Below are 22,656 nucleotides of genomic sequence, written 5' to 3' on the forward strand. Positions count from 1 at the left end.
AAATCCATTAATAGGACTTATTATTTCGGTTTTATGTGGTGCAAATATATCAATGCCTTTATGAACTTTAGACTCCCCCCAGGGCGAATGCCAATAGCTTTTACTATCCCAACTATTTATACTAGCACCAAGAACTGGAATGATTAGCTCCTTGTTCTGCCCTAATATGTTTATAAAGGAAATGCCGCTAATAATTAGTAAGACCAACGCTAGAGACAAAAATTTGATTATTCTTTTTATGGAATGAAGCATTCTTTTATATTTTGAAGTCATTGGCAGACATTTTGGTCTTAAGTTCATCCATAAGGTTATTTATCTACTATTAACTATCAAGCATTTTAAAGTTGATATCTAATTAATTATATTGAATGTGTTAAATCTTTGACGAAAAGGTATGTTCTCTATAACCGTTCTTTGAATGCGTTGTACATTCGACTTAAAGCAAGATAAGTATTGTCTAATATTGATTTTATAGTCTTTTTGGGGGGTAGAGCCTTACAACCTTTCCAAAACCACAACCCATTCCGAAGAACTAGGACTGGCCTTGAATCATTTCGAAGGAGAACGCATTCAAGCTTTTGCAAACACGTTCAACAACCACTATCCAAGACAGAAAGCAGTTCGATCCGATTACTATCGGATTTTATCGACCCTTTTTCTGTCGCTTTAAAAGTTTGGATAGCGTAATCCGAGCAATGATTCGCAGCCTTGATTTTTTGGTTACTTTTTCATCAAGGAAAAAGTAACTTGATCCTTCGGCTATCAAGAGCCGAGGCAAGCCAGAGCGTGAGCTAGAAAATAGATCCTTCACTACGCTCAGGATGACAAAGATGGGGTAGCGTGCAAATGGGAGATTGTACCATTGGCACTCCTTCGGAGCCACGACTTGTGAAAAACAAGCCTCGCAAAGACGGGCATGGGGGTAAGCCCGGGCGTTGGGAAAGGTCTTTCATTTCGGTGATGCTTAGTGCAAGCTAGATCTGGATGACAGTGCATAAATAGAAATTGCAAAGGCAAGAAAGATTGCTTCGTGCCTCGCAATGACGCGACAGTCTTACAATCTTTCCTAGCCTCAATCACTTACTGCACCACCCTAGAAATAATATCAGAATCAGCCATTTGCTCTTTTCTGCCAACGGCTGTAATACGACCATATAAACGCGTACCACTTTTTAAACCTTTAAACGTAAACTGGCGTGAGCTGCTCGGTTGAATTTTCCATTGCGTAGCATCTGTAGGCGTTTCGTCCGTGTATTGGAAATTATAACTGATTGCACCTTTTACCCCTTTGCAAGAAAAAACCATTTCTCCTGAGTTAGCACCATCTGTCATCGTAAAATCTATTGGATTTTCTATAGAGCCGATACCCTCACCTTCTTTAGCAATATCAAAACCACTACTTATTAATTGTGCTTTGTCACCATTAGCTTGAGAAGAAATGTCTAATGCCATTTGACGCATGGCCGAAATTAGCGACAATCTAGCCTGATTTTTTAAGGCAATTTGTTGACGATCTCCAGTAGCTGCTTTATTTAGCGCTATATTGTACACACCTACACTCAAATTAAAATCTGCCAAGGTTGGTGTAGTCGTTGGAAAATTTGTGTTTCCTGTTAGCGCATCCGATATGGTTTGGGCTTTCAAGTTCAACTGTGCATCCGTAAGTTTCGAATAGCTTAAAATCAATTTAGGTATTTTCATATTTTTCAAAGTAAGCCGGGGTGTATTCCCCTAAAGCAAGACCAAAATAAACAGGGGAAAATGATTTCGCAACAGTCTCATATCTAAATGGATAGTATGTATATCATTTTAAACTATTCGTGTAAAAGCAGTACAAATAAGGTATAAAATGGCATAAAATGTAGTTTTTGGATTATATGGATAATAATGGTGTAAAAACCTTTTTTTTTGGCTTAAACCGTGTAGTTTAAGCACGTTTATGTACAGATATTGGGTTTTTCTCGATGAGAAATGCCAATTTCCTTCAACGCGAAGCTCATTTCCTTCAACGCAAAGCCCTTCGCCTTTAACGCAAAGGAGATTTCCTTCAATGCAAAGCCCATTTCCTGTTACGCAAAGCCCTTCGACTTCAACGCAAAGCTCATTTCCTTCAACGAAAAGCCTTTCGACTTCAAGGCAAAGCCCATTTCCTTCAACACAAAGCCTTTCGACTTCAAGGCAAAGCCCATTTCTCATTGGGAAAAACGAAAAAATAGAGGCGAAAAAAAATCCAAGCCTAAATTTTAGGGCATATATTTAAATAAAATAGAAAATGACTGACTTAGGGAAACAATTTCTTAGCGATGTCTTCTGTCGAAACGCCGAAGTATTCGCTTAAATGAAAGATTGTGAGCGGTCGTTTACCAACAATGCCCATAGCTTGTTTAATTTCACGGTGTTTGAGATAGGCACTTCTTGACAACGGATCATAGCCATACCAGCGCATAATGTCTGAAGGATAAATAATTACTCGGTCTTGTTGATTTCCCATAGCTGAGCGTTTAGATAAAAAATTAAAAATCCTATAACGCAGCTTTTATGGTTTTATTTAAGGTGGAAAAGAATTTAACATTAGTTAACATAGCTAATGCATTAACCTATATCTACTATGTTTCTATGTGGTGAAAAAATACTGTTGGTATCGGTTAAGACTTGTGATTTGTAGGTTTTTTTTCAATACTTTTATAAAAAGGATGATGATTATCAGACTTAGCTGCTGAAAAATGGGCGGATAGGTCTGATAATGTCAGACCTATATATAAGTTAGGCGTAATGTTAAACAACCAAACTAAACAGACAACAAATAAATGGATATAAGACTTCCTATACCTAAAAACTGGCAGGATTTTGAAACTATCTGCCACAGACTTTGGACAGAAATTTGGAATGACCTTGATGCACAAAAAAATGGTAGACAAGGACAATCTCAATGCGGTGTTGATGTTTTCGGAAAACCGATTTACTCAAAATATTATCACGGTGTTCAGTGCAAAGACAAGGACAATAGATTAGGCTCGGTATTAACGACAACTGAACTTGAAAACGAATGCAACAAGGCAAAAGACTTTAAGCCCCAAATTTCAGCATATACACTTGCTACGACCTCACAAAGAGATGAAGGAATACAAGAATTTTACAGGAAACTCAATGAAGACAAAGCGTTTCCGTTCAATGTAAATGTTTGGTCTTGGGACGACATCGAAGCAGAGATTGCCTATAGACCAATAATTCTAAATCATTTTTATTCAAACATTCAAATTCCAGAAACCAATGTTGCCGCAATAAGACTAAATCGACATTCAACTAAAGACCATTTTCACGCTTTCTTTTCAAGACCTATAATAAGCGAGACAATTTCAAAAAAGTTCAAAAGCTATTTAATGCCATTGGTATATGAGCTTATTGACAACTCTTATTTGTATGGTAAAGCCAGTCAATATGAAATAAAAATTGAAAAGAACAAAATTGTCTTAAAAGACAACGGAATACCATTTGACCCAATAAGTGAACTTGACGCATCCAAAGCATCTTCCAAAAGCAACATTGGCTCATTTGTTTTCAAAACGTTCTTAGACAAATTTGAAGGTAAAATCAAAGCCACATATACTCGGACAGATGACTTTAACGTGTTAAAATTTATTGTTGACGACACCATTTTAAACATTGAAGACAACACTCATTTTGAATTAAGTGTAGATTTAAAGGAAGCATATGGTAGAGAGAACGCTAAACATCTAGCTAGTAAAATACCGACTGACAAAGATGAAGTAGTATTAAATGTTACAGACATATTTAATGTAAGTGTTTTCGTTGAGTTTACTCAAGAAGCACTTCAAAGAATGACGGACAAGCAAACATTAACAATTTCGCTTCCTCGACACGAGTATTTATCGAGTTTTGGAAGTTGGTTTAATGACGACAGACTAACAATAAAAATGAGATAAACACTACGCCTAACAGCACATTTGCAATAGGCGGGGTTTCGTGCTCCGCAGACAGTTTTGTGGTAGCCGAAAGTTTTGTGCTGCGCATCAAGTTCAGTGGTAAAAATCCCGCCCATCGCAAATCTGCAAAACGTTAGCTGCAACACGTGGGGAGAGTGCTAAACTTGAACATTTAAGCTTTGAACAAACAGACCAAAAAAATGACACGAGATTAAAATGGAAATTTTCAGATTAAAAACATTAAGGGTTAAGGACAATGTAATTTTCAAAAAGGAAATCACTTTCAACTTTTCACAGGAGTCGGACAGCTTTTCTTTTGAAGCCCCTTACATCACTTTGATTCTTGGTGCTAATGGCACAGGGAAAAGTAATCTATTGAAATTTCTAATTGAGGTTTTTCGTTTAGCCTATGACAAGCAAACCGAGGCGGAAAATATCTACTACCCAAACGGTAAATATTATTTAGAATATGTTTTAGGTAATGACAATTATACAATCCTCAATACTCTTGGTTGGGAAGGCGTAAACGAAAAACAAAATAATATTGAAGATGATAGAGGAGAAAAGGGTATTCGCTTTTGGAAAAACGGTTCTGAAATTCCTGCAACGAAAATTAAAATACCCGAATCAATTTTAGCATTATCAATAATGCTGACAGATAAATATTTATTCCTTAGAAATCCTGAGAGTTATCCGATTTACAAATATCTTGGAGTAAGAAGAGACAATAATACAGCAGGCACAAGGTCATTCATTGGCAAAACTATTGACCACATTTTTGCAGCATCAGGCAATAAAGAATTTCTTGAAAGTTTAGGTGAGACACTTTCGTTTCTTGAATTAGGAAACGAGTTTCATATCAGTTATTCGCCAAGATATAAACAACATTTTTTTATCCCCGACTTGACAGTAAAAAAGTTTGAAGATTTTTTTCTTGATTACAAAAAGCATTTACCAAGAAGAAAAACAGAACCGTGGAGCGTTGCATCATTTAAGCATCTAAAAGAAACAGAGCCTCAAATTATTCCCAAGTTAGTAGAGTTACTAAAACACTTATCGGGACAACTTGAAAACTATGGAAGTTCAAGGGCGCAATATTTTGAGTTCAATATCTTTGATATTAAACCTTCATTGCAGAAACTATTTCCTCTGCTTCCTTACTTGCATAGGTTGAATATTATTTCATATCCTGAAATAACCTTAAAGAAAGATAGACATTATGGAATTAGCGAAAGCAGTTCGGGTGAATATCATTTTATCTCAACAATAGTTGGTTTGCTTGCAACAATAACTGACAAATCTTTAATCCTAATTGATGAACCCGAAATTAGTTTGCACCCAAATTGGCAAATGAAATATGTTGCTTTCTTAAATAAAGTTTTCAAAAAGTATAATTCTGCACATTTCATAATATGTTCTCACTCTCACTTTTTGGTTTCCGATATAAAACCCGAGAACTCCGCAATCATTTCGCTAAAAAAAGAAAACGAAACAACAGCAACTTCAATCAGTGCAAACACATTTGGCTGGTCAGCGGAGGAAGTTTTGTATTCAGTATTTAATGTAAGAACAGTTAGAAATTACTTTCTTGAACATGATTTGACAAACCTTTTGGGGTTAATTGGACAAAATTCCAAAGACAAAAAAGAAATTAGAAAACTAATTCAACGTATTGAACAAATGCCTGTTTCGGACAACGACCCCTTGAAAGAAATTATTGTAGAGGCAAAAAACTTTTTGGACAGCAATGATTAATCAGTTAACGCAAACATTTACGCTGACGCCAGCACAACAAGCTGCTGTAAATGCACTTATGCCATTTACAAGGGACACTTGGGAAAGTTATGCGGCTCACGACATTCGTGACCTTATCGGAGTTCAGTTAAGAAACTTTCAAAATGGAAAATGTTGCTTTTGTGGTTTGCTTTATGATGAAACTGGTAGAGGAGAAATTGAACACATTGCACCAAAAAAGGCAAGACCAAATGAGTATCCTGAATTTTCTTTCTCACCACAAAATTTAGCAATGGCTTGTCAGCTTTGCAATAGTTCAACAATGAAAGGTCAATACAATTCAATTGATATTCACAATGCTAATTATGGAAATTGCACTTTCAAAATTGTTCACCCATATTTACATAATCATGCACTTCATTATAGATGGAATCATGGGCTTTTAAGGGTTGTAATTACGGGCATTACAAATGAAGCCAAAGAATCTATCCGACTATTCAAACTTGCGGAAGAGCATAGAACAACTGCAAGAGCAAAACAAAAAAATCAGGAAAGGCTGGTTACACTCTATAATCTTCCGCAAAACACTATTGACAGAATAAAACGAGCATTAACTTTTAGAAATTGAAATGACCTCCATGAATGTAAATCTCTTTGAACAAAAGGACTGCAAACTTGAACCAACACTGCTTGGTGGGACGATTCGGGCAGCAGCTAACAAGGGGTTTGCGATAGCGGGGGTTCCGTGCTTCGCAGACACATTTGTGCAAGGTGCAAGTTCAGTTCTCCGAAGAAAGTTTAGTGCTAAAACTCCCCACATCGCAAACCCCCGAACCGTTGTGTGTAATGTTACAACTGAACACCTATGATATTTGACGATGAACCAAGTAACTGGAAAGACTTACAAAATTTTGTTGGACAAATGTTCAATGAATGTGGCTTTGAAACAGAAGTTTCAAAAGTTGTTGACTTAGTTCGTGGTAAAAAAGAAATCGACGTTTATACGCAGGATATTACTAGTGAATACAAACCGATTATTTTAGTAGAATGTAAATTTTGGGCAAGTCCAATTAGTCAGGAAACAATTCACTCTTTTAGAACTGTTGTAGCAGACTTTGGTGCGAATTTAGGTTTTATAGTTTCTAAAAATGGATTTCAATCCGGAAGTTATGAGGCTGTAAAAAACACTAACATTAGACTAGTTTCTTTAAAAGAATTAGAGGAAGAGTATTACGATAAATGGAAACAAAATTTGACGAAGCATTATATGCCTTATGCTGACCAACTTTTTCCATATTGGGACTTCATAGGTAAAAGGCCACTAGATGGTGGAACTATAGACTATAAAAAAAAGCAGTTAATACACGCTGCTTATAAACCTGTTTGTAGCTTAGGTCCTGGCGACCAAATGCCACCATATGGTTTTTTTAGAAGGTATCCAATGACGATACCTATAATTAATGATAAATTAGAGCAAATTGGGACAACTAAAATTCTTACAGACAGACAATATTTTGATTTTGTTGAACAGAATAAGGAGAAAGCATTAAGGCATTTTAAAATACTCTACCGAGAATAAACACAACGCATAACAGAGGTTTGGCAAAAGTGGCGGTTCAGTACTTCGCAGACACATTTGTGGTTTATCAAAGTTTGGTTCTCCGCATCAACATTTGTGTTGAAGATCGCCACCTTCCCCAAGCCGCAAAACATTATAGGTAACGCTACCGATACAGACAATTAGGAAATGAACAAAATTAAAACCAGCATGTTTACAGCAGAAATTGAAATAATTGGTATAAATCCATTTGTTTATTTACCTGATAGCGTGTTGAAATCTATTTTTATGCAGGCAGGGAAGGAAAAAGGAAAAATTCCAGTTAAAATGAAAATTGACGGACACGAATTTCCTCAGACACTGATAAAATATAGTGGGCATTGGCGTTTATACTTAAATACACCAATGCGACAGTCCGCAAAAAAAGAAGTTGGTGACAAAGCAATTTTTGAAATACGTTTCGATCCAGAAGAACGAACTATTCCCATACATCCTAAATTTACCAAAGCTTTACAAGAAAATAAAGACGCACAAAAAATATTCGATGGTTTACGACCTTCACTTCAAGTAGAAATTGTTAGATATTTATCGTTTCTAAAAACAGAAGAAAGTATAGATAGAAACGTGAGTAAAGCAATTAATTTTTTATTTGGAAAACAACGTTTTATTGGACGAGACAAACCTTAAAATTTCAAGAATTGGAAAAAAGAAAGATCCTTCGACAAGCTACCGATGTAAATCCGATAGCTATCGGATCGGTACAAGTCAGGATGACAGGTGTAAATAGAAGTTGCAAAGTCGAAAGGTTTAGCTTCGCTGAGCAATCGTGGTTCTCCGCTGCGGTCGAAATGACGTGACTGACTTACAACCTTTCCAAAACCACAACCTACTCCTAAGTACGTCATCCAGCCTTATAAACTCGTCTTTGCGAAGGAGGTTCTTCACCGACTGCGGCAATCTCCTTCATGCTCATAAAACAAATAACAAGTGACTAGCAAATAGGAGATTGCCACTCCCAATGAAAAATCGGGATCGCAAAGACGGACATGGAGTAATATTCAATCTTCTCCCAAATATCCTTATCTTTGTCCCTAATGGGAACAGCATTAGATTCAGGAGTTAAAGGATATAAAAATTACGGCATTCACTTGCGTGAGAAATACAACGGACAACGTGTGTTTAAAGTAATTGTAGATGGAGGATTTACCTGCCCCAATCGTGATGGAAGTAAAGGCTACGGAGGTTGCACCTATTGCAATGTAGATTCATTTACACCAGAACCTTCACGTAAAAACCCAAATATCAAAGAACAATTGGAAGAGGGGATGCGCAGAGCGAAAACCTCTTATAAAGCCGATAAATTCATTGTTTACTTTCAGCCTAACACTAACACTTATGCGCCAGTACATTATTTAAAGATGATGTACGATGAAGCATTGTCGGTTCAAACCGAAGATGTGGTTGGCTTTGCAGTCGGCACCCGCCCAGATTGTATCGATGCAGAAAAAGTAGCCTTATTAGAAAGCTATACGGATCGTTTTGATGTAGACTTAGAAATGGGGATGGAGTCTATATATGATGAAACCCTAGAGCAAATTAACAGGGGGTGCAGTCATGGCGAATTTGTAAAAGCAGTAGAATTGCTGGAGAACTCGAAACTAGACCTGTGTGTGCATACCATTTTTGGTTTCCCTTGGGAAACTAGAGAAATGATGTACGGTTATATTCACGAGATTAATCGCTTCCCTCAAATCAAGTTTGTGAAGTTTCACCACTTGCACATTGTAGAAGGCTCTATTATGGGTGCTAAATACAAGAAAAATCCATTCAAGTTATTTACACTGGAAGAATATACCGATTTACTGTGTGAGTTAATTCCTTTGTTACGACCAGATATCGTGATCCAACGCTTATTTGGTATTTCAGATTGGGATTTATTAATTGCACCCAACTGGGGATTAAATAAATCGGCCATCCAAACCTATATTGATAAAGAAATTGAACGTAGGGAAGTAGTGCAAGGCTCGAGCTATATTGGTAAGTAAAACATTTTTATCTCCTGTCATTCATTCCCGTGAATCCCGATCGTGATCGCGAGGGAACCGTAATGCGTAAAAAAGCCTATCAATGCATTAGATACCCATCCGATAGCTATCGGATCAAGTTGAGTATGACGGCGCAACATGTTCGTCCTTCCCTTGAAATACGAAAGTTGCCGAGACGAATCAAATTTTAATTGTAATCTGTTAATCTCTGGCTAGCCCTTAAGGCAATGGTAACCTAGTTGGATACTCCCCAAATAGTTCAACAACTTTCTTTTCTCTGAACGTAAAGATCTCTTTTACTTTATTTTTGACCAATATACCATGCGCCATTCTGCCTAAAATTCCAAATGGTAAACCATACGTTAATATATCAGTCATTTCAACGCCGCCCTCAATGGCTTTAAAATGATGTTGATGGTGCCAAAACCTAAAAGGGCCGAAGCGTTGTTCGTCGATAAAATACTTTTCGGGTACAACTTGCGTGATTTCAGTCATCCAATTCAAATGAATACCAAATAAAGGAGATACTTTATAGGTGATAAGCATGCCTGGATACATTTTTTCCTCACTTTCCTCAGAAGTGACAATGAATTCCATATCATCTGGAGTTATTTTGGCAAGATTAGCAGGGGAAGAGAAGAAATCCCAGGCAGCTGAGAGGGTAATCGGGAGCACTTGCTTGAACTTTACTTGGTATGATTTCATGATATAAAGGTAGTATTTGTTTGAAACATTAAGAATTTCGCAAATAATAAGTTTTTAGCATCTTATTTTTTATGTTTTTAATAAAAATTCATGTTTTTTCATGATAAATAGATAAAAATTCACAATAAATAGTAGTTTTTTGTTTCGATTTATTGTTTTTGCCTCATATTTCTGCTTTTATTTTACTTTTTTAAGTTATTTTTTGTTTGAATTGCATATATTTCATAGTATTTAGGTAATAATTATGATAATTATTAAAAATTTATAACTAATTTTAGATAATTAATAAAAAAATCAACGTTAAAACTAAAAAACTATGGGTAAAATTTTATTTAAACAGTATTCTCCATTTGTGATTTTAATGATAATCGCAGTGTTAGCTCTTTTTATTCCACTACTTCCAAATTTTGATGAAGGTAAGTACAGTGCGCCTGATATTGCGTTCGTATTAATTTCGGCAGCCCTTGTATTTTTAATGACTCCTGGACTTGCGTTCTTCTATGGCGGAATGGTTCATCGTAAAAACGTACTATCTACTATGATTAAAAGTGTGGTAGCTGCGGGTGTAATCACTGTACTTTGGACAGTTGTAGGTTTCAGTCTTGCTTTTGGAAAATCAATTGGAGGTTTTATTGGAGATCCTAGAACATTCTTGTTTTTTCAAGGGGTAAACTCAGGACCAGCTTGGGGAACTATTCCACTTTCATTGTTTGCTGTTTTCCAATTAATGTTCGCCATCATTACCCCAGGTTTGGTGGTAGGTGCAGTTGCAGAACGTATCCGTTTCACGTCATATATTTTATTTATCGTTCTGTTTGCCTTATTAGTGTATTCGCCTTTGGCACACATGACTTGGTCTCCTGATGGTTTCCTATTAAAAATGGGTGTGTTAGATTTTGCTGGAGGTACGGTTGTACATATTTCGGCAGGGATGGCGGCATTGGCTGGAGCGTTAGTATTAAAACGTAGAAAATCTCATATCGAACACCGCGAAGTACCACCCGCTAATATTCCTTACGTATTAATAGGTACGGGTTTATTATGGTTCGGCTGGTTTGGTTTTAATGCGGGTTCTGCATTAGGCGCAAATAGTTTAGCTGTTTCCGCTTTCTTAACTACCAATACTGCTGCTGGTGCTGCAGGTTTATCGTGGATGTTTTTTGATGTAGCTAGAGGCAAAAAACCTTCGGTGTTAGGTTTCTGTATTGGTGCGGTTGTAGGCTTAGTTGCGATTACTCCGGGTGCAGGTTTTGTGAGCATTCCATCAAGTATTTTTATAGGTGCTGTTGCAGCTGTAATCTCTAACTTGGTCGTTTCTTGGAAACAGAAAACAAGCTTAGATGATACCTTAGATGTATTTCCTTGTCACGGTGTGGGAGGTATAGTAGGCATGTTGTTAACTGGTGTATTTGCTACTAAAACTGTAAATGGTTTGGGTGCAGATGGCTTGTTATATGGCAATCCTGAGTTTTTCTTTACTCAGTTAAAAGGTGCATTCATTGTGGTGGTATTCAGTTTCGTGGTGTCATTTGCCATTTTTAAATTAATCAATTTAGTACAACCAATTCGTGTAAGTGCTGAAGAAGAGGAAGAAGGATTGGATGCAAGTCAACATGATGAAAAATACTCACAAGGTACTTTAATCGTTGCTGGACAAGAAGTTCCAAACGTTTAAGCACTCCTAAATTTCGGGCTATTCATAAACAAATTGAACCACATTTTTTTGTGGGTAGCCCGAATAGTGCCTTTTAATTTATAGATAACGGAATATTAAATAAACCTTAAAACTAAAATTATGAAAATTAAAGCTCTACTTTTTATTGCTGCCCTCGGGTGTACGACTGCTACCTATGCACAAGAAAGTTCACCTTTGCAAATTTCTGGATCGGTTGATACGTACTACAAATACGATTTTGCTAAGTCGGCTAATATTAACACCTATTTTGCGAATGAGCAGAATTCTATTTCATTGGGCATGATCGATTTGGCCTTGAAAAAAACCACTGGTAAGGCATCCTTTGTTGGGGAATTATCTTTTGGTCCACGCGGACAATCGCAATCTATACCAAATGCTGCAGGCGTGTATGATGAAACGACGAACAGTTTCAACATTCAGAATTTATATGTGAGTTACGCTTTTACTGATAAATTTAGCATGACAGCTGGTTACATGGGTACGTTTATTGGGTACGAGGTGATTTCGCCAGCGGCTAATTTTAACTATTCAACTTCTTATTTATTCGGATCAGGCCCTTTTCAAAATGCAGGTATTAAAGCGAGTTATGCATTTTCAGATAAAGTGAGTTTGATGGCTGGTTTGTTTAACGATTGGAATGTGTACCAAGATTTTAATGGTGTATCTCATGTGGGTGCACAATTAACCGTAACACCAGTTACCGGTTGGACAGCCTATTTAAATGTGCTATCTGGTCGCTCGGCAGGTGCGCCAGGTACAGGAACCATTTTCGATTTAACTACAGCGTATCAAATAACTGAACAATTTAAATTAGGTTTAAACGCAGCTGATTATTCAGTTTCAAATGATAACGGCGGTTATTCTGGTGTGGCTTTATATCCTCAATATGCATTTACTAAAGCAGTTGCTTTAGGTTTAAGAGGCGAATATTTTAACTATAAAGGTGTGGCTACTGCGGCAGATGTAAGTGTAGCTTCAGTTACGTTATCTGCCAACATCAAATCTGGTGGTTTAACATTTATTCCAGAGGTTCGCTTTGATAGTGACAAAGATTTCTCACAAGGATTTACAAAAACTAATGGCATCACTGCTGCAAAATCAGCTTCTCAGTTTTCTTTAGCTGCGGTGTACGCTTTCTAATAAACAAAACAACTATAAACGTCCCGATTTTCGGGACGTTTTTTATGCTTAACTAATGAAATTTATATCCAGCCTTTTCTTACTGCTCTATTGTTTTGTGTATGCCAATGCGCAAAGCGAAAGTGTATTATCGGTAGATGAACAGGGGAAACTCATTTATTACGAAGTAGTAGCGTTAAAAGGAACGGCTAAAGATTCCCTTAAAATTAGAGCGATTAATTATCTTAAAAAGCAGAATAAAGATATACAGTTGAAGTCGGCGCAGGGTGATACTGCGTTTATTGCTACTGGAAAAATGATCATCAATAAAACGCTATTGGTGATGTCGCATCCATCTGGAGAAATCTTATATCGTTTTCAGGTAGAAGTAAAAGAGGGGAAGTATCGTTTTTGGTTAAGCGATTTTAGTTTCATTCCCTATCAACGTGATCGTTATGGGAATTTTGTAGCCAGTACCACTATTGGTACACCTTTAGAAACAGATCCCGGTAAATTAAATGCGGGTCAGTGGAAAGAATATCACGTGCAGACGGCTAAGTATGCTAAAGACTTGGCAGTTAAATTTAAGCAGTTTATGGCAAGCAAAAATCTGATAGCTGAACCACTACCTGAGAAAAAGGTGATTAGTAAGAATTGGTAATTATTTAGAAGCAGTTTAGATTTCGGTTATTAATTATGATGGCAACAACCATACAGTTTTTGTTTTTATTAAATAGTTAGCCACAGATTAACAGATTTTGAACTTTTAACATTTTGTATACTCTGCTAATCTGCGGCTAAAAAAATCTTTGTATGTCAGGAATCATAGTCGAAAACCTTTTTAGCTAATGTTTCGGACAATAGGACAAAAATTTTAAACGGTTATTTAGAAGTTTTTGCGCCTAATTGTTTTTCAATCAGCTTCAGCATTACTTTAAATTCCTTCTCTTCATATCCCATAGATTGGTAAATAATTTTCCCTTCTTGATCTATTAAAATATTTCTTGGAATAGATTGTTTAGCGAATTTGCTGAACACACCTCTATCTACATCTGGTAAAATTGGAAAGGTAAATCCTTTATTCGCTTTGTACGGAATTAATTTATCCCAACCTTCTTCTCTTCCGAAAACGAAGAATGCAAAATTCTTATTGTCTTTATATTTATCCCAAATTTTAGTTTGCACTTCTGGCAACTCTACATTACATGGCGGGCACCATGTAGCAAATAGATTAATTAAAATCAGTTTTCCTTTATAGTCGGATATATTAACGGTTTTTCCTTTTTCAATTTCGAAACTAAAGGTTGGAATAGGATCTCCAATTTTAGTGTAGGTGTCTTTATCTTCTGCTTGTGCAAAAACGGTAAGCGAATACGCGATGACTAATACCGATAAGAATATCTTCTTCATAAAATAATTTTATGAACCAAAGATACAAAATCTCTTTTACCTGCAATCTTAATGCACCATCTTATCGGCACAGGTAGAACTTGCAAACGCTTCTGGTTTCGCTTTAAAAATAAAGCCCATGCTTAAAATATAACCCATTGCCTCGTTTAACGCTTTGTTAGATTTAAACATTGGGTTGGTATTAATATCGGCATGAACTTCTAAATCCACATCATAGATATCCAATAAATCGCAAATAGAATAAGCTGTTTCAATAGATTTTTGCACTTCTACCAACATTCTTTCTTTAATGCCCATTTTTTGGGTGGTTTTATCTTGGTTGATGTACATAAAACCGCCATGATGTTCTCTCAGCAAAACAATTACCGTTGCAAAATCTGTAATTGCACCTTTAACTTGTGAGTCGGTACCAATGCAAACTTTTAATTTGTAGCCGTTTTCTGTTTCGCGGATAATCGCTTGTTCAACTTCTTCTAAAATAGACGAATGGATAACTTCGCCACTAAATTTCTTCCAGGTCATACGTATATGGTGTTAAGGTTAACTCCGTAGCAGTCCCTTTGGGACAACCCGTAATCAGGTTTCCTAAAATTAAGGGGTTAGTATTATATAATGATTAATTCTGTGTTGTTTATTTGTCAACATTAAATTGGTTATCAACAAGATAGGTAAAATTAAATCGAGATGAGATTAGAAAAATAGCCGCAGATGCGCAGATTTAAATAAGGCGATTTTTTTACAAGCTAAAAATCTGCGCATCTGCGGCATATAAAAAGGTTAACTTTATAGCATTGCCCTATGTGGTTAATTTTAAATCTTTCAAACACCTTTGAATGTTAATCCTTATTCATTGCTCTTTGTTCCTTAATCATTTTATATCTCTACCTTTGTGCTATGATACTACAACCCATACTCGATAACCTAAAAATTACTGCGCTGAATCAAATGCAAGAGGCAGCAATTTCGGCAACAAAAAAAGGTAACGATATTTTGGTGTTAGCTCCTACAGGCTCTGGTAAAACCTTAGCCTTTTTACTACCGGTTCTAAATAATCTGGTAAAGGATAGTAAAGGTGTACAGTGTTTAATTTTAGTTCCTTCTAGAGAATTAGCCTTACAAATAGAACAGGTTTTTAAACAAATGGGTACGGGTTTTAAAGTGAATTGCTGTTATGGCGGACATCCTATTAAAACTGAAAGAAACAACCTAGAGCAACCTCCTGCTGTTTTAATTGGAACACCAGGAAGAATTGCTTACCATTTGCGTCATAAAAATTTCGATGAATCATTTATTACGACATTAGTATTAGATGAATTTGATAAAGCCTTAGAATTCGGCTTTACAGAAGATATGTCTTACATTATTGGTACGCTATTGTCGTTAAAACAACGGATTTTAACATCGGCCACTGCCATGGAAGAAATTCCTGCTTTTACAGGGTTGAAAAATCATACAGAAATAGATTTCTTAAAAGATGTTCAAATTGCTCCAGATTTAAAGCTGAAGAAAGTACAAACGACTGCCGAAGATAAATTAGATACTTTATTTGATTTGATTTGTAAGATAGGAAGTAAAACGACCTTAATTTTTTGTAATCATAGAGAAACTGTCGATCGGATTAGCGATTTATTAATTGATAAAGATTTAGCTCACGATATTTTTCATGGCGGCATGGAACAAGACGAACGTGAAAGAGCCTTGCTAAAATTCAGAAACGGAAGTATTAAAATTTTAATTACTACCGATTTAGCTTCCAGAGGTTTGGATATTCCAGAAGTTGAATACATTATCCATTATCAATTGCCGTATACGGAAGATGCATTTTTGCATAGAAACGGTCGCACGGCGAGAATGAATGCAAAAGGTACAGCTTATCTTATTTTAGCAGACGATGAAAAATATCCATTTTTAAAAGAAGATATTGAAACCGAAAAACTAAAAGGGCCATATAAATTGCCTCAAGATAGTATTTGGCAAACGTTGGACATTAGCGCTGGTAAAAAAGACAAGGTTAATAAAATTGATATTGTTGGGATGTTGCTTAAAAAGGGTGGATTGCAAAAAGAGGATGTAGGCTTAATTGAAGTAAAAGATCAGGCAAGTTATGTGGCTATTAAAAGAAAACTAGTTCCTCAAGTTTTGCGAACTTTGGCCAACGAAAGAGTGAAAAATAAAAAAGTTAAAATAGAGACAGCAATGTAGTTGGTTGGGTGTTAGTTGGTTGGTTTTTTGGAAGCATCAAACACTATACGCATAATGAAAAAAGAAGAAAATGAGTAATAACGATATCATGAAAAAATTAAGGGTAGCCTTATCCTTAAATAGCGATCAGATTATAGAAATCTGTAAACTGGTAAACTTTACAGTAACTAAAAGTGAATTAGGAGATATTTTTAGAAATGACGAACATCCTAATTTTAAGAAATGTGGCGATCAAATTTTACGTAATTTCTTAAATGGTTTAGTTATTTATAAACGCGGACCAAGAGAAGAGAAAAAAGCCTAATCCTTTTGTTATCCTGAGCCTGTCGAAGGATCTTTCTGATTAATTTATATCGTATCTGGAAATGGCTTTTTTATTGACCAACTTCTCTATTTTTTCTAACAGGATATCCATTTTAAACGGCTTCGACATAAAATCGTCTGGAGCACATTCCATGTCCTTCACTTCTTTTAAATCGTATAAACCAGACATCATTAAAATAGGAATGTCTTTCGTGTCAGCATGAGATTTGATTTGGCTACAGATTACTCGCCCATCAATTTTTCCTAATACCACATCTAATAAAATTAGATCTGGGTTGAAGTCATCTAAACGTTCAAAAATTAGTTCTGCATCATTTAAAGGCTCAACGTTGTATCCGCCAATTTCTAAAATTAATTGGATGGTTTCTAAAACTTCATCGTCATCGTCAACTACAAGTATTTTCTTCATAACGGCAAATATATAATATTGTAAGATTAATTATATAACAACATAAATTCAATACGGTTTAATTTAGTTCTAACTTATTTCGATTAAAATGAAAAGGCTCCGATTTGGAGCCTTTTCATTTTCAGATTTTAACTTTGATAAAGTTCTAGCAAGTTGTAAAGAACTTTGTCAAAGTTTTTAGATTTAAACTAGTTTCTTATATCTAATTCTATGTGGAGTTACATCTCCCAATATTTTCTTGCGGTTTTCTTCGTAATCAGAATAATTACCTTCAAAGAAATAGACTTCTGAGTTTCCTTCAAAAGCTAAAATGTGTGTACAAATACGATCTAAAAACCATCTATCGTGACTAATTACCACGGCGCAACCACCAAAGTTTTCTAACGCTTCTTCCAAAGCACGTAAGGTATTTACGTCGATATCATTCGTAGGCTCATCCAGCAATAATACGTTTGCTCCTTTTTTCAAGGTAATGGCCAAGTGTACACGATTACGCTCTCCACCTGATAAAATACCAACTTTTTTCTGTTGATCGCCGCCATTGAAGTTGAATTTAGACACATAGGCACGTCCGTTTACAGCTTTATTACCCAATTGAATATTATCTAAACCATCGGTAATGTTTTCGTAAACCGTTTTGTCGGCGTCTAAGTCATTGTGCATTTGGTCAACATAACCTAAAGCAACAGTATCTCCAACTCTAAATGTTCCTTTGTCTGGAGTTTCTTGTCCAGTAATTAAACGGAATAGAGTTGTTTTACCCGCACCATTGGGGCCGATAATTCCAACGATACCTGCAGGGGGTAAAGAAAACGTCAAGTTTTCGAATAGGATTTTGTCGCCATACGCTTTGGTAACCCCATTAGCTTCAATAACTACATTACCTAAACGCGGTCCAGCCGGAATAAATAGCTCCAATTTATCCTCTCTCTCTTTTCCATCTTCAGAAGCTAGTTTATCATAGTTTGCTAAACGAGCTTTAGATTTTGCATGTCGAGCTTTTGGAGCCATACGCACCCATTCTAACTCACGTTCTAATGCTTTCTGACGTTTGCCTTCTGTTTTATCTTCTTGTGCTAAACGTTTTGCTTTTTGCTCTAACCAAGTTGAGTAATTTCCTTTCCATGGAATACCTTCACCTCTGTCTAATTCTAAAATCCAGCCTGCAACGTTATCTAAGAAATATCTATCGTGAGTAACCGCGATAACTGTTCCTTTATAATTCTGTAAAAATTGCTCTAACCAATCGATACTTTCTGCATCCAAGTGGTTGGTAGGCTCATCTAACAATAAAACATCGGGTTCTTGTAGCAATAAACGACACATGGCCACTCTTCTGCGTTCACCTCCAGAAAGTACACCAATTAAAGTTTCAGGTTCTGGACAACGTAAAGCATCCATTGCTCTCTCTAATTTTGTATCTAATTCCCAAGCATTAACGGCATCAATTTTATCTTGTAGCTCGCCTTGACGAGCCATCAATTTATCCATTTTATCGGCATCAGAATAATTTTCTTCCAAGCCGAAAGCTTCGTTCACTTCTTCGTATTCCTTAAGGATCGCGGTAATTTCTGACACACCTTCCTCAACTACTTCGCGTACCGTTTTACTTTCATCTAAAATTGGTTCTTGCGCTAAGTAACCCACGCTGTAGCCTGCATTAAAAACAACTTCACCTTGAAAAGATTTGTCTAAACCTGCAATAATTTTTAATAAAGATGATTTACCAGAACCGTTTAAACCAACAACGCCGATTTTTGCTCCGTAAAAGAAGGATAAATAAATATTTTTTAAAACCTGTTTTTGTGGTGGATAGATTTTACTCACTCCAGCCATTGAAAAGATTATTTTCTCGTCTGACATAATGATTAGTATTTGTGCAAAGATGCTTAAAAGGAAAGAGAGTTGAAAGTTATTGAGGTGGGTTTTTGTTTTGTCATCCTGAGCGCACGAAGGATCTTTCTTTTCTCTTGATAGAAAAGAAACAAAAGATCAAGGCTTAGTATCATCTCTCGGATTAAGCTATCAAAATTTTTAGGGCGACAGAAAAAGGTCCGATTTAATCCGATAGCTATCGGATCGAACTGCTTTCTGTCTTGGGTTTGGTTTATGAAAGATTTTACACAAATTTTAATGCTTTCTCCTTCGGGATGCTACAAGGCCAGTCCTCGTTCTTGGCAGTGGCTTGTGGTTTGGTTGTATGGCGGTCGCGTCATTTCGACCGTAGCGGAGAAATCTTTATCACTTATTAATGTATTGATTGGAATTTGTGAGATATCTCTAAAAATTTAGCTTTGTCGAACAATTCGTAGTTCTCAATTGCAATCAAAATCTCGACCGTAACAATCAAAATTTCGATACTCAAACCTTCTGCCATTATTGCGTGTTTGTTCTACTAAAATTGTATATTTAGTCAGAAGATGGTAAGTTTTAGGAAATATCGTCATCCTAGACATCTTTATCCACCGAAATGGCGTAATTGTTGATAAAATATAAAAATTGGGAAGCTATATTTATAAAAGTAATTTATAGTTTAGAGTCAACCCAATTACACACATATTATGGAAGCTAAATTTTCTCCACAAGTAAAAGACGTGATTTCTTTTAGCAGGGAAGAAGCCCTGAGATTAGGACACGATTATATAGGCGCAGAACATTTGTTATTGGGCCTTATTCGCGAAGGCGATGGTATGGCCATCAAGATCCCTTTAACTAAACAGGCCGAAAAGGTTTTAAAAATCACCTATTTAGAAGCGAAAATATTTAAAAGCGATTTAATTGGTACAGAGCATTTATTGTTATCTATTTTAAGAGACGATGATAATATCGCTTCGCAGATTTTATTGCAATACAGCGTTACGTACGAAATTTTTAAACAAGAGGTTGAAGTAAATAAAAACGGTTTTAGAGACGAAGCGCAAGGCGGTGGTACTACTGGAGGTGGCGATGACGATTTTCAAGAAGAAGAAAGTTTCAGCGCACCTAAAAAAGTTTCAGATATTAAATCTAAAACTCCTGTATTAGATAATTTTGGTCGTGATTTAACACGTGCTGCCGAAGAAGGTAGATTAGACCCAATTGTTGGTCGTGAGAAAGAGATTGAACGTGTTTCGCAAATTTTATCACGTAGAAAGAAAAACAATCCTATTTTAATTGGTGAACCTGGTGTTGGTAAAAGTGCCATTGCAGAAGGTTTAGCTTTAAGAATTGTACAACGCAAAGTTTCTCGTGTTTTATTTAACAAGCGTGTAGTTACGTTAGATTTAGCTTCATTAGTGGCTGGCACAAAATACCGTGGTCAGTTTGAGGAGCGTATGAAAGCAGTAATGAACGAGTTAGAGAAATCTACAGATGTGATTTTGTTTATTGATGAGATCCATACGATTGTTGGTGCTGGTGGTGCATCAGGTTCTTTAGATGCATCGAATATGTTTAAACCAGCATTGGCCAGAGGCGAGATACAATGTATTGGTGCAACAACTTTAGATGAATATCGTCAGTACATTGAAAAAGATGGTGCATTAGATCGTCGTTTCCAAAAGGTGATGATTGAGCCGGCTACACCTGATGAGACCATTGAAATTTTAAATCGTATTAAAGAAAAATACGAAGAGCATCATGGTGTTACGTATACAGATGAGGCCATAAATGCCTGCGTTGCGTTAACATCTAGATACATAACCGATCGTTTTTTACCAGATAAAGCAATTGATGCGTTAGACGAAGCAGGTTCTAGAGTGCATTTAACCAATATTCATGTTCCAGAAAATATTATCACTATCGAAAGTAAGATAGAGGATATTAAAATTGAAAAGAACAAAGTAGTTAAAAGCCAGAAATATGAAGAAGCGGCCAAACTGCGAGACACAGAGAAAAATCTGTTAGAAGAATTAGATCGTGCGAAAGCAGAATGGGAAGCTGAAACTAAAACGAAACGTTACGAGGTTACTGAAGATAATGTAGCGGAAGTAGTTTCGATGATGACTGGTATTCCGTTGCAACGTGTTGGACAAACTGATAGTGTGAAACTATTGAATATGTATGAGACTGTTGCGGAGAAAATTATTGGTCAAGATGATGCCATTAAGAAATTAACGAAAGCAATACAACGTACAAGAGCTGGATTAAAAGATCCTAAAAAACCAATTGGTTCATTTATTTTCTTAGGTCCAACAGGTGTTGGTAAAACAGAATTAGCAAAAGAACTAGCTCGTTTTATGTTTGATAGCGATGATTCACTTATTCAAATTGACATGAGTGAGTACATGGAAAAATTCGCGGTATCTCGTTTAGTAGGTGCGCCTCCAGGATACGTTGGTTATGAAGAAGGTGGACAATTAACTGAAAAAGTTAGAAGAAAACCATATGCTGTTATCTTATTAGATGAGATTGAAAAAGCCCATCCTGATGTATTTAATATCTTGTTACAAGTATTAGATGAAGGTCAACTAACAGATAGTTTAGGAAGAAAAGTAGACTTTAGAAATACAATTATCATTATGACATCTAACATTGGTGCTCGCCAATTGAAAGATTTCGGAGCAGGTGTTGGTTTCTCTACTTCGGCTAAGATTAATCAAAGCGATGCACATAGTCGTGGTGTTATCGAGAACGCATTAAAACGTGCTTTTGCTCCTGAATTTTTAAACAGGGTTGATGATGTGGTGGTGTTTAACAGTTTAGGTAAAGAGGAAATCTTTAAAATTATCGATATCGAATTGAAATCTTTATTCGGTCGTGTACATAACTTAGGTTACGAAGTAAAATTGACTGAGCCAGCGAAAGAGTTTATTGCAGACAAAGGTTTTGATAGTAATTTTGGTGCTCGTCCATTAAAAAGAGCTATTCAGAAATATTTAGAAGATCCAATTGCTGAAGAAATCTTGAAAGGAGATATCCACGATGGAGATACTTTAGAAATTGATTACGATAAAGAGAAAGAAGAAATTACTGTTGCGCATAAAAGTAATGGTAAGAAAAAGAAAAAAGAAGAAGGAGCTTAACTTTAAAAATCACCCAATTGGGTGATTTTTTTGTTATAAACTATTACGACAGAAAAACATTTTTTAGTTTTGGGTTTATTAATAGCCGTGCTCAATTCGCTATGTTAAAGTGTATTATTTTTCTTTTGCCTATTGCTCTACTTTCAATAAACGTCAAAGCAGCAACTGGCTGTGTGCTTACTTCTAATAAGTCAAAAATTTACACTAAAAAAAATGGAGGAGCTGGAAGTACAGATTATAGAACTACTAACGTTTCTACGGCAACTGCAGGTTGTGTATATGCGCAAACTGCAACTTCTTGCACTGTAGGTGGTTCAGGGCCAGGTTTTTTAGGAGATACAACGATACTAAACTGCCCAATTGATGATTACGCTTGGTTAATATTATTGCTTTTTGGAGGGTTAGGTTTTTTGCATGTTCGTAAGAAAGCCTTGAATTAAATCAATTCAATATTCCCATATAATGGCCTATTAAGCTTTTTTGCAAAAATTCAATAACATTTTAATG

22 protein-coding genes are annotated in these 22,656 nt (G+C 36.0%); 14 read left to right on the forward strand and 8 right to left on the reverse strand.

Features of this window, described 5'->3' with window-relative positions; all coding sequences use genetic code 11:
* Both WC622_RS11245 and WC622_RS11250 read right to left on the reverse strand, forming a co-directional pair.
* On the reverse strand, nt 1-273 hold a 273-nt coding region (locus WC622_RS11245; RefSeq protein WP_372819789.1), incomplete at its 3' end, for a hypothetical protein.
* An 807-nt stretch (nt 274-1,080) separates the two neighbouring features.
* Nucleotides 1,081-1,701: a hypothetical protein gene (locus WC622_RS11250; protein ID WP_372819790.1), complete on the reverse strand. Its 621-nt coding sequence runs from the start codon at nt 1,699-1,701 to the stop codon at nt 1,081-1,083.
* A gap of 270 nt (nt 1,702-1,971) precedes the next feature.
* Here WC622_RS11250 and WC622_RS11255 point away from each other — a divergent pair, with 270 nt between their 5' ends.
* On the forward strand, nt 1,972-2,247 hold the full coding sequence (locus WC622_RS11255) for a hypothetical protein (RefSeq protein WP_372819791.1): 276 nt from the start codon (nt 1,972-1,974) through the stop codon (nt 2,245-2,247).
* 34 nt (nt 2,248-2,281) lie between these two features.
* Here the strand turns inward: WC622_RS11255 and WC622_RS11260 are convergent, their stop codons facing one another.
* The gene (locus tag WC622_RS11260) at nt 2,282-2,491 is read right to left on the reverse strand and encodes a hypothetical protein (RefSeq protein ID WP_372819792.1); all 210 of its coding nucleotides are present in this window, start codon (nt 2,489-2,491) and stop codon (nt 2,282-2,284) included.
* A 316-nt stretch (nt 2,492-2,807) separates the two neighbouring features.
* On the opposite strand from WC622_RS11260, the gene WC622_RS11265 reads away from it, so the two are divergent.
* The 6 genes from WC622_RS11265 to WC622_RS11290 all read left to right on the forward strand — a co-directional run bounded on the left by WC622_RS11265 (nt 2,808) and on the right by WC622_RS11290 (nt 9,281).
* Nucleotides 2,808-3,944, forward strand: coding sequence for a hypothetical protein (locus WC622_RS11265; RefSeq protein ID WP_372819793.1), 1,137 nt, complete (start codon nt 2,808-2,810; stop codon nt 3,942-3,944).
* Nucleotides 3,945-4,160: 216 nt separating this feature from the next.
* Nucleotides 4,161-5,699 (forward strand): AAA family ATPase, encoded by a 1,539-nt coding sequence (locus WC622_RS11270; protein WP_372819794.1) that lies wholly within the window; start codon nt 4,161-4,163, stop codon nt 5,697-5,699.
* Complete coding sequence (locus tag WC622_RS11275; RefSeq protein WP_372819795.1) at nt 5,692-6,306, forward strand: hypothetical protein; 615 nt, start codon at nt 5,692-5,694, stop codon at nt 6,304-6,306. The genes WC622_RS11270 and WC622_RS11275 overlap by 8 nt, the downstream gene beginning before the upstream one ends.
* Nucleotides 6,307-6,543: 237 nt before the next feature.
* The gene (locus WC622_RS11280; RefSeq protein ID WP_372819796.1) at nt 6,544-7,257 is read left to right on the forward strand and encodes a restriction endonuclease; all 714 of its coding nucleotides are present in this window, start codon (nt 6,544-6,546) and stop codon (nt 7,255-7,257) included.
* A 168-nt stretch (nt 7,258-7,425) separates the two neighbouring features.
* Nucleotides 7,426-7,923 carry a YdeI/OmpD-associated family protein gene (locus tag WC622_RS11285; RefSeq protein WP_372819797.1) on the forward strand — a complete coding sequence of 166 codons (498 nt, stop codon included), beginning with the start codon at nt 7,426-7,428 and terminating at the stop codon, nt 7,921-7,923.
* 407 nt (nt 7,924-8,330) lie between these two features.
* Complete coding sequence (locus tag WC622_RS11290) at nt 8,331-9,281, forward strand: TIGR01212 family radical SAM protein (RefSeq protein WP_372819798.1); 951 nt, start codon at nt 8,331-8,333, stop codon at nt 9,279-9,281.
* Nucleotides 9,282-9,500: 219 nt separating this feature from the next.
* Here WC622_RS11290 and WC622_RS11295 read toward each other — a convergent pair whose 3' ends face one another.
* Entirely contained in the window at nt 9,501-9,986 is a 486-nt protein-coding gene (locus tag WC622_RS11295; RefSeq protein ID WP_372819799.1) for a hypothetical protein, read from the reverse strand.
* 316 nt (nt 9,987-10,302) lie between these two features.
* Here WC622_RS11295 and WC622_RS11300 point away from each other — a divergent pair, with 316 nt between their 5' ends.
* From WC622_RS11300 to WC622_RS11310, 3 genes are all read left to right on the forward strand, one after another.
* Complete coding sequence (locus WC622_RS11300; RefSeq protein ID WP_372819800.1) at nt 10,303-11,661, forward strand: ammonium transporter; 1,359 nt, start codon at nt 10,303-10,305, stop codon at nt 11,659-11,661.
* Nucleotides 11,662-11,781: 120 nt separating this feature from the next.
* On the forward strand, nt 11,782-12,822 hold the full coding sequence (locus tag WC622_RS11305; protein WP_372819801.1) for a porin: 1,041 nt from the start codon (nt 11,782-11,784) through the stop codon (nt 12,820-12,822).
* A 55-nt stretch (nt 12,823-12,877) separates the two neighbouring features.
* Nucleotides 12,878-13,462, forward strand: coding sequence for a DUF4468 domain-containing protein (locus WC622_RS11310; protein ID WP_372819802.1), 585 nt, complete (start codon nt 12,878-12,880; stop codon nt 13,460-13,462).
* Between the two features lie 221 nt (nt 13,463-13,683).
* Here the strand turns inward: WC622_RS11310 and WC622_RS11315 are convergent, their stop codons facing one another.
* On the reverse strand, nt 13,684-14,211 hold the full coding sequence (locus tag WC622_RS11315; RefSeq protein ID WP_372819803.1) for a TlpA family protein disulfide reductase: 528 nt from the start codon (nt 14,209-14,211) through the stop codon (nt 13,684-13,686).
* Between the two features lie 48 nt (nt 14,212-14,259).
* Nucleotides 14,260-14,733 (reverse strand): ribonuclease H-like YkuK family protein, encoded by a 474-nt coding sequence (locus tag WC622_RS11320; RefSeq protein WP_372819804.1) that lies wholly within the window; start codon nt 14,731-14,733, stop codon nt 14,260-14,262.
* 372 nt (nt 14,734-15,105) lie between these two features.
* Between WC622_RS11320 and WC622_RS11325 the strand changes: the two genes are divergently transcribed.
* Both WC622_RS11325 and WC622_RS11330 read left to right on the forward strand, forming a co-directional pair.
* Nucleotides 15,106-16,413 (forward strand): DEAD/DEAH box helicase, encoded by a 1,308-nt coding sequence (locus tag WC622_RS11325; protein WP_372819805.1) that lies wholly within the window; start codon nt 15,106-15,108, stop codon nt 16,411-16,413.
* An 88-nt stretch (nt 16,414-16,501) separates the two neighbouring features.
* Nucleotides 16,502-16,717: a DUF1456 family protein gene (locus tag WC622_RS11330; RefSeq protein WP_372819806.1), complete on the forward strand. Its 216-nt coding sequence runs from the start codon at nt 16,502-16,504 to the stop codon at nt 16,715-16,717.
* A 39-nt stretch (nt 16,718-16,756) separates the two neighbouring features.
* On the opposite strand, the gene WC622_RS11335 is transcribed toward WC622_RS11330, so the two are convergent.
* Together WC622_RS11335 and ettA are read right to left on the reverse strand one after the other, a co-directional pair.
* Entirely contained in the window at nt 16,757-17,146 is a 390-nt protein-coding gene (locus tag WC622_RS11335) for a PleD family two-component system response regulator (protein ID WP_372819807.1), read from the reverse strand.
* Nucleotides 17,147-17,329: 183 nt separating this feature from the next.
* Nucleotides 17,330-19,009 (reverse strand): energy-dependent translational throttle protein EttA, encoded by a 1,680-nt coding sequence (ettA, locus tag WC622_RS11340; RefSeq protein WP_372819808.1) that lies wholly within the window; start codon nt 19,007-19,009, stop codon nt 17,330-17,332.
* A gap of 698 nt (nt 19,010-19,707) precedes the next feature.
* On the opposite strand from ettA, the gene WC622_RS11345 reads away from it, so the two are divergent.
* Together WC622_RS11345 and WC622_RS11350 are read left to right on the forward strand one after the other, a co-directional pair.
* Nucleotides 19,708-22,149: an ATP-dependent Clp protease ATP-binding subunit gene (locus WC622_RS11345; protein ID WP_372819809.1), complete on the forward strand. Its 2,442-nt coding sequence runs from the start codon at nt 19,708-19,710 to the stop codon at nt 22,147-22,149.
* Between the two features lie 101 nt (nt 22,150-22,250).
* Nucleotides 22,251-22,589, forward strand: coding sequence for a hypothetical protein (locus WC622_RS11350; protein WP_372819810.1), 339 nt, complete (start codon nt 22,251-22,253; stop codon nt 22,587-22,589).
* Nucleotides 22,590-22,656 lie beyond the last annotated feature (67 nt).

Origin of the sequence: Pedobacter sp. (assembly GCF_041662865.1) — a bacterium.
Classification (GTDB): domain Bacteria; phylum Bacteroidota; class Bacteroidia; order Sphingobacteriales; family Sphingobacteriaceae; genus Pedobacter.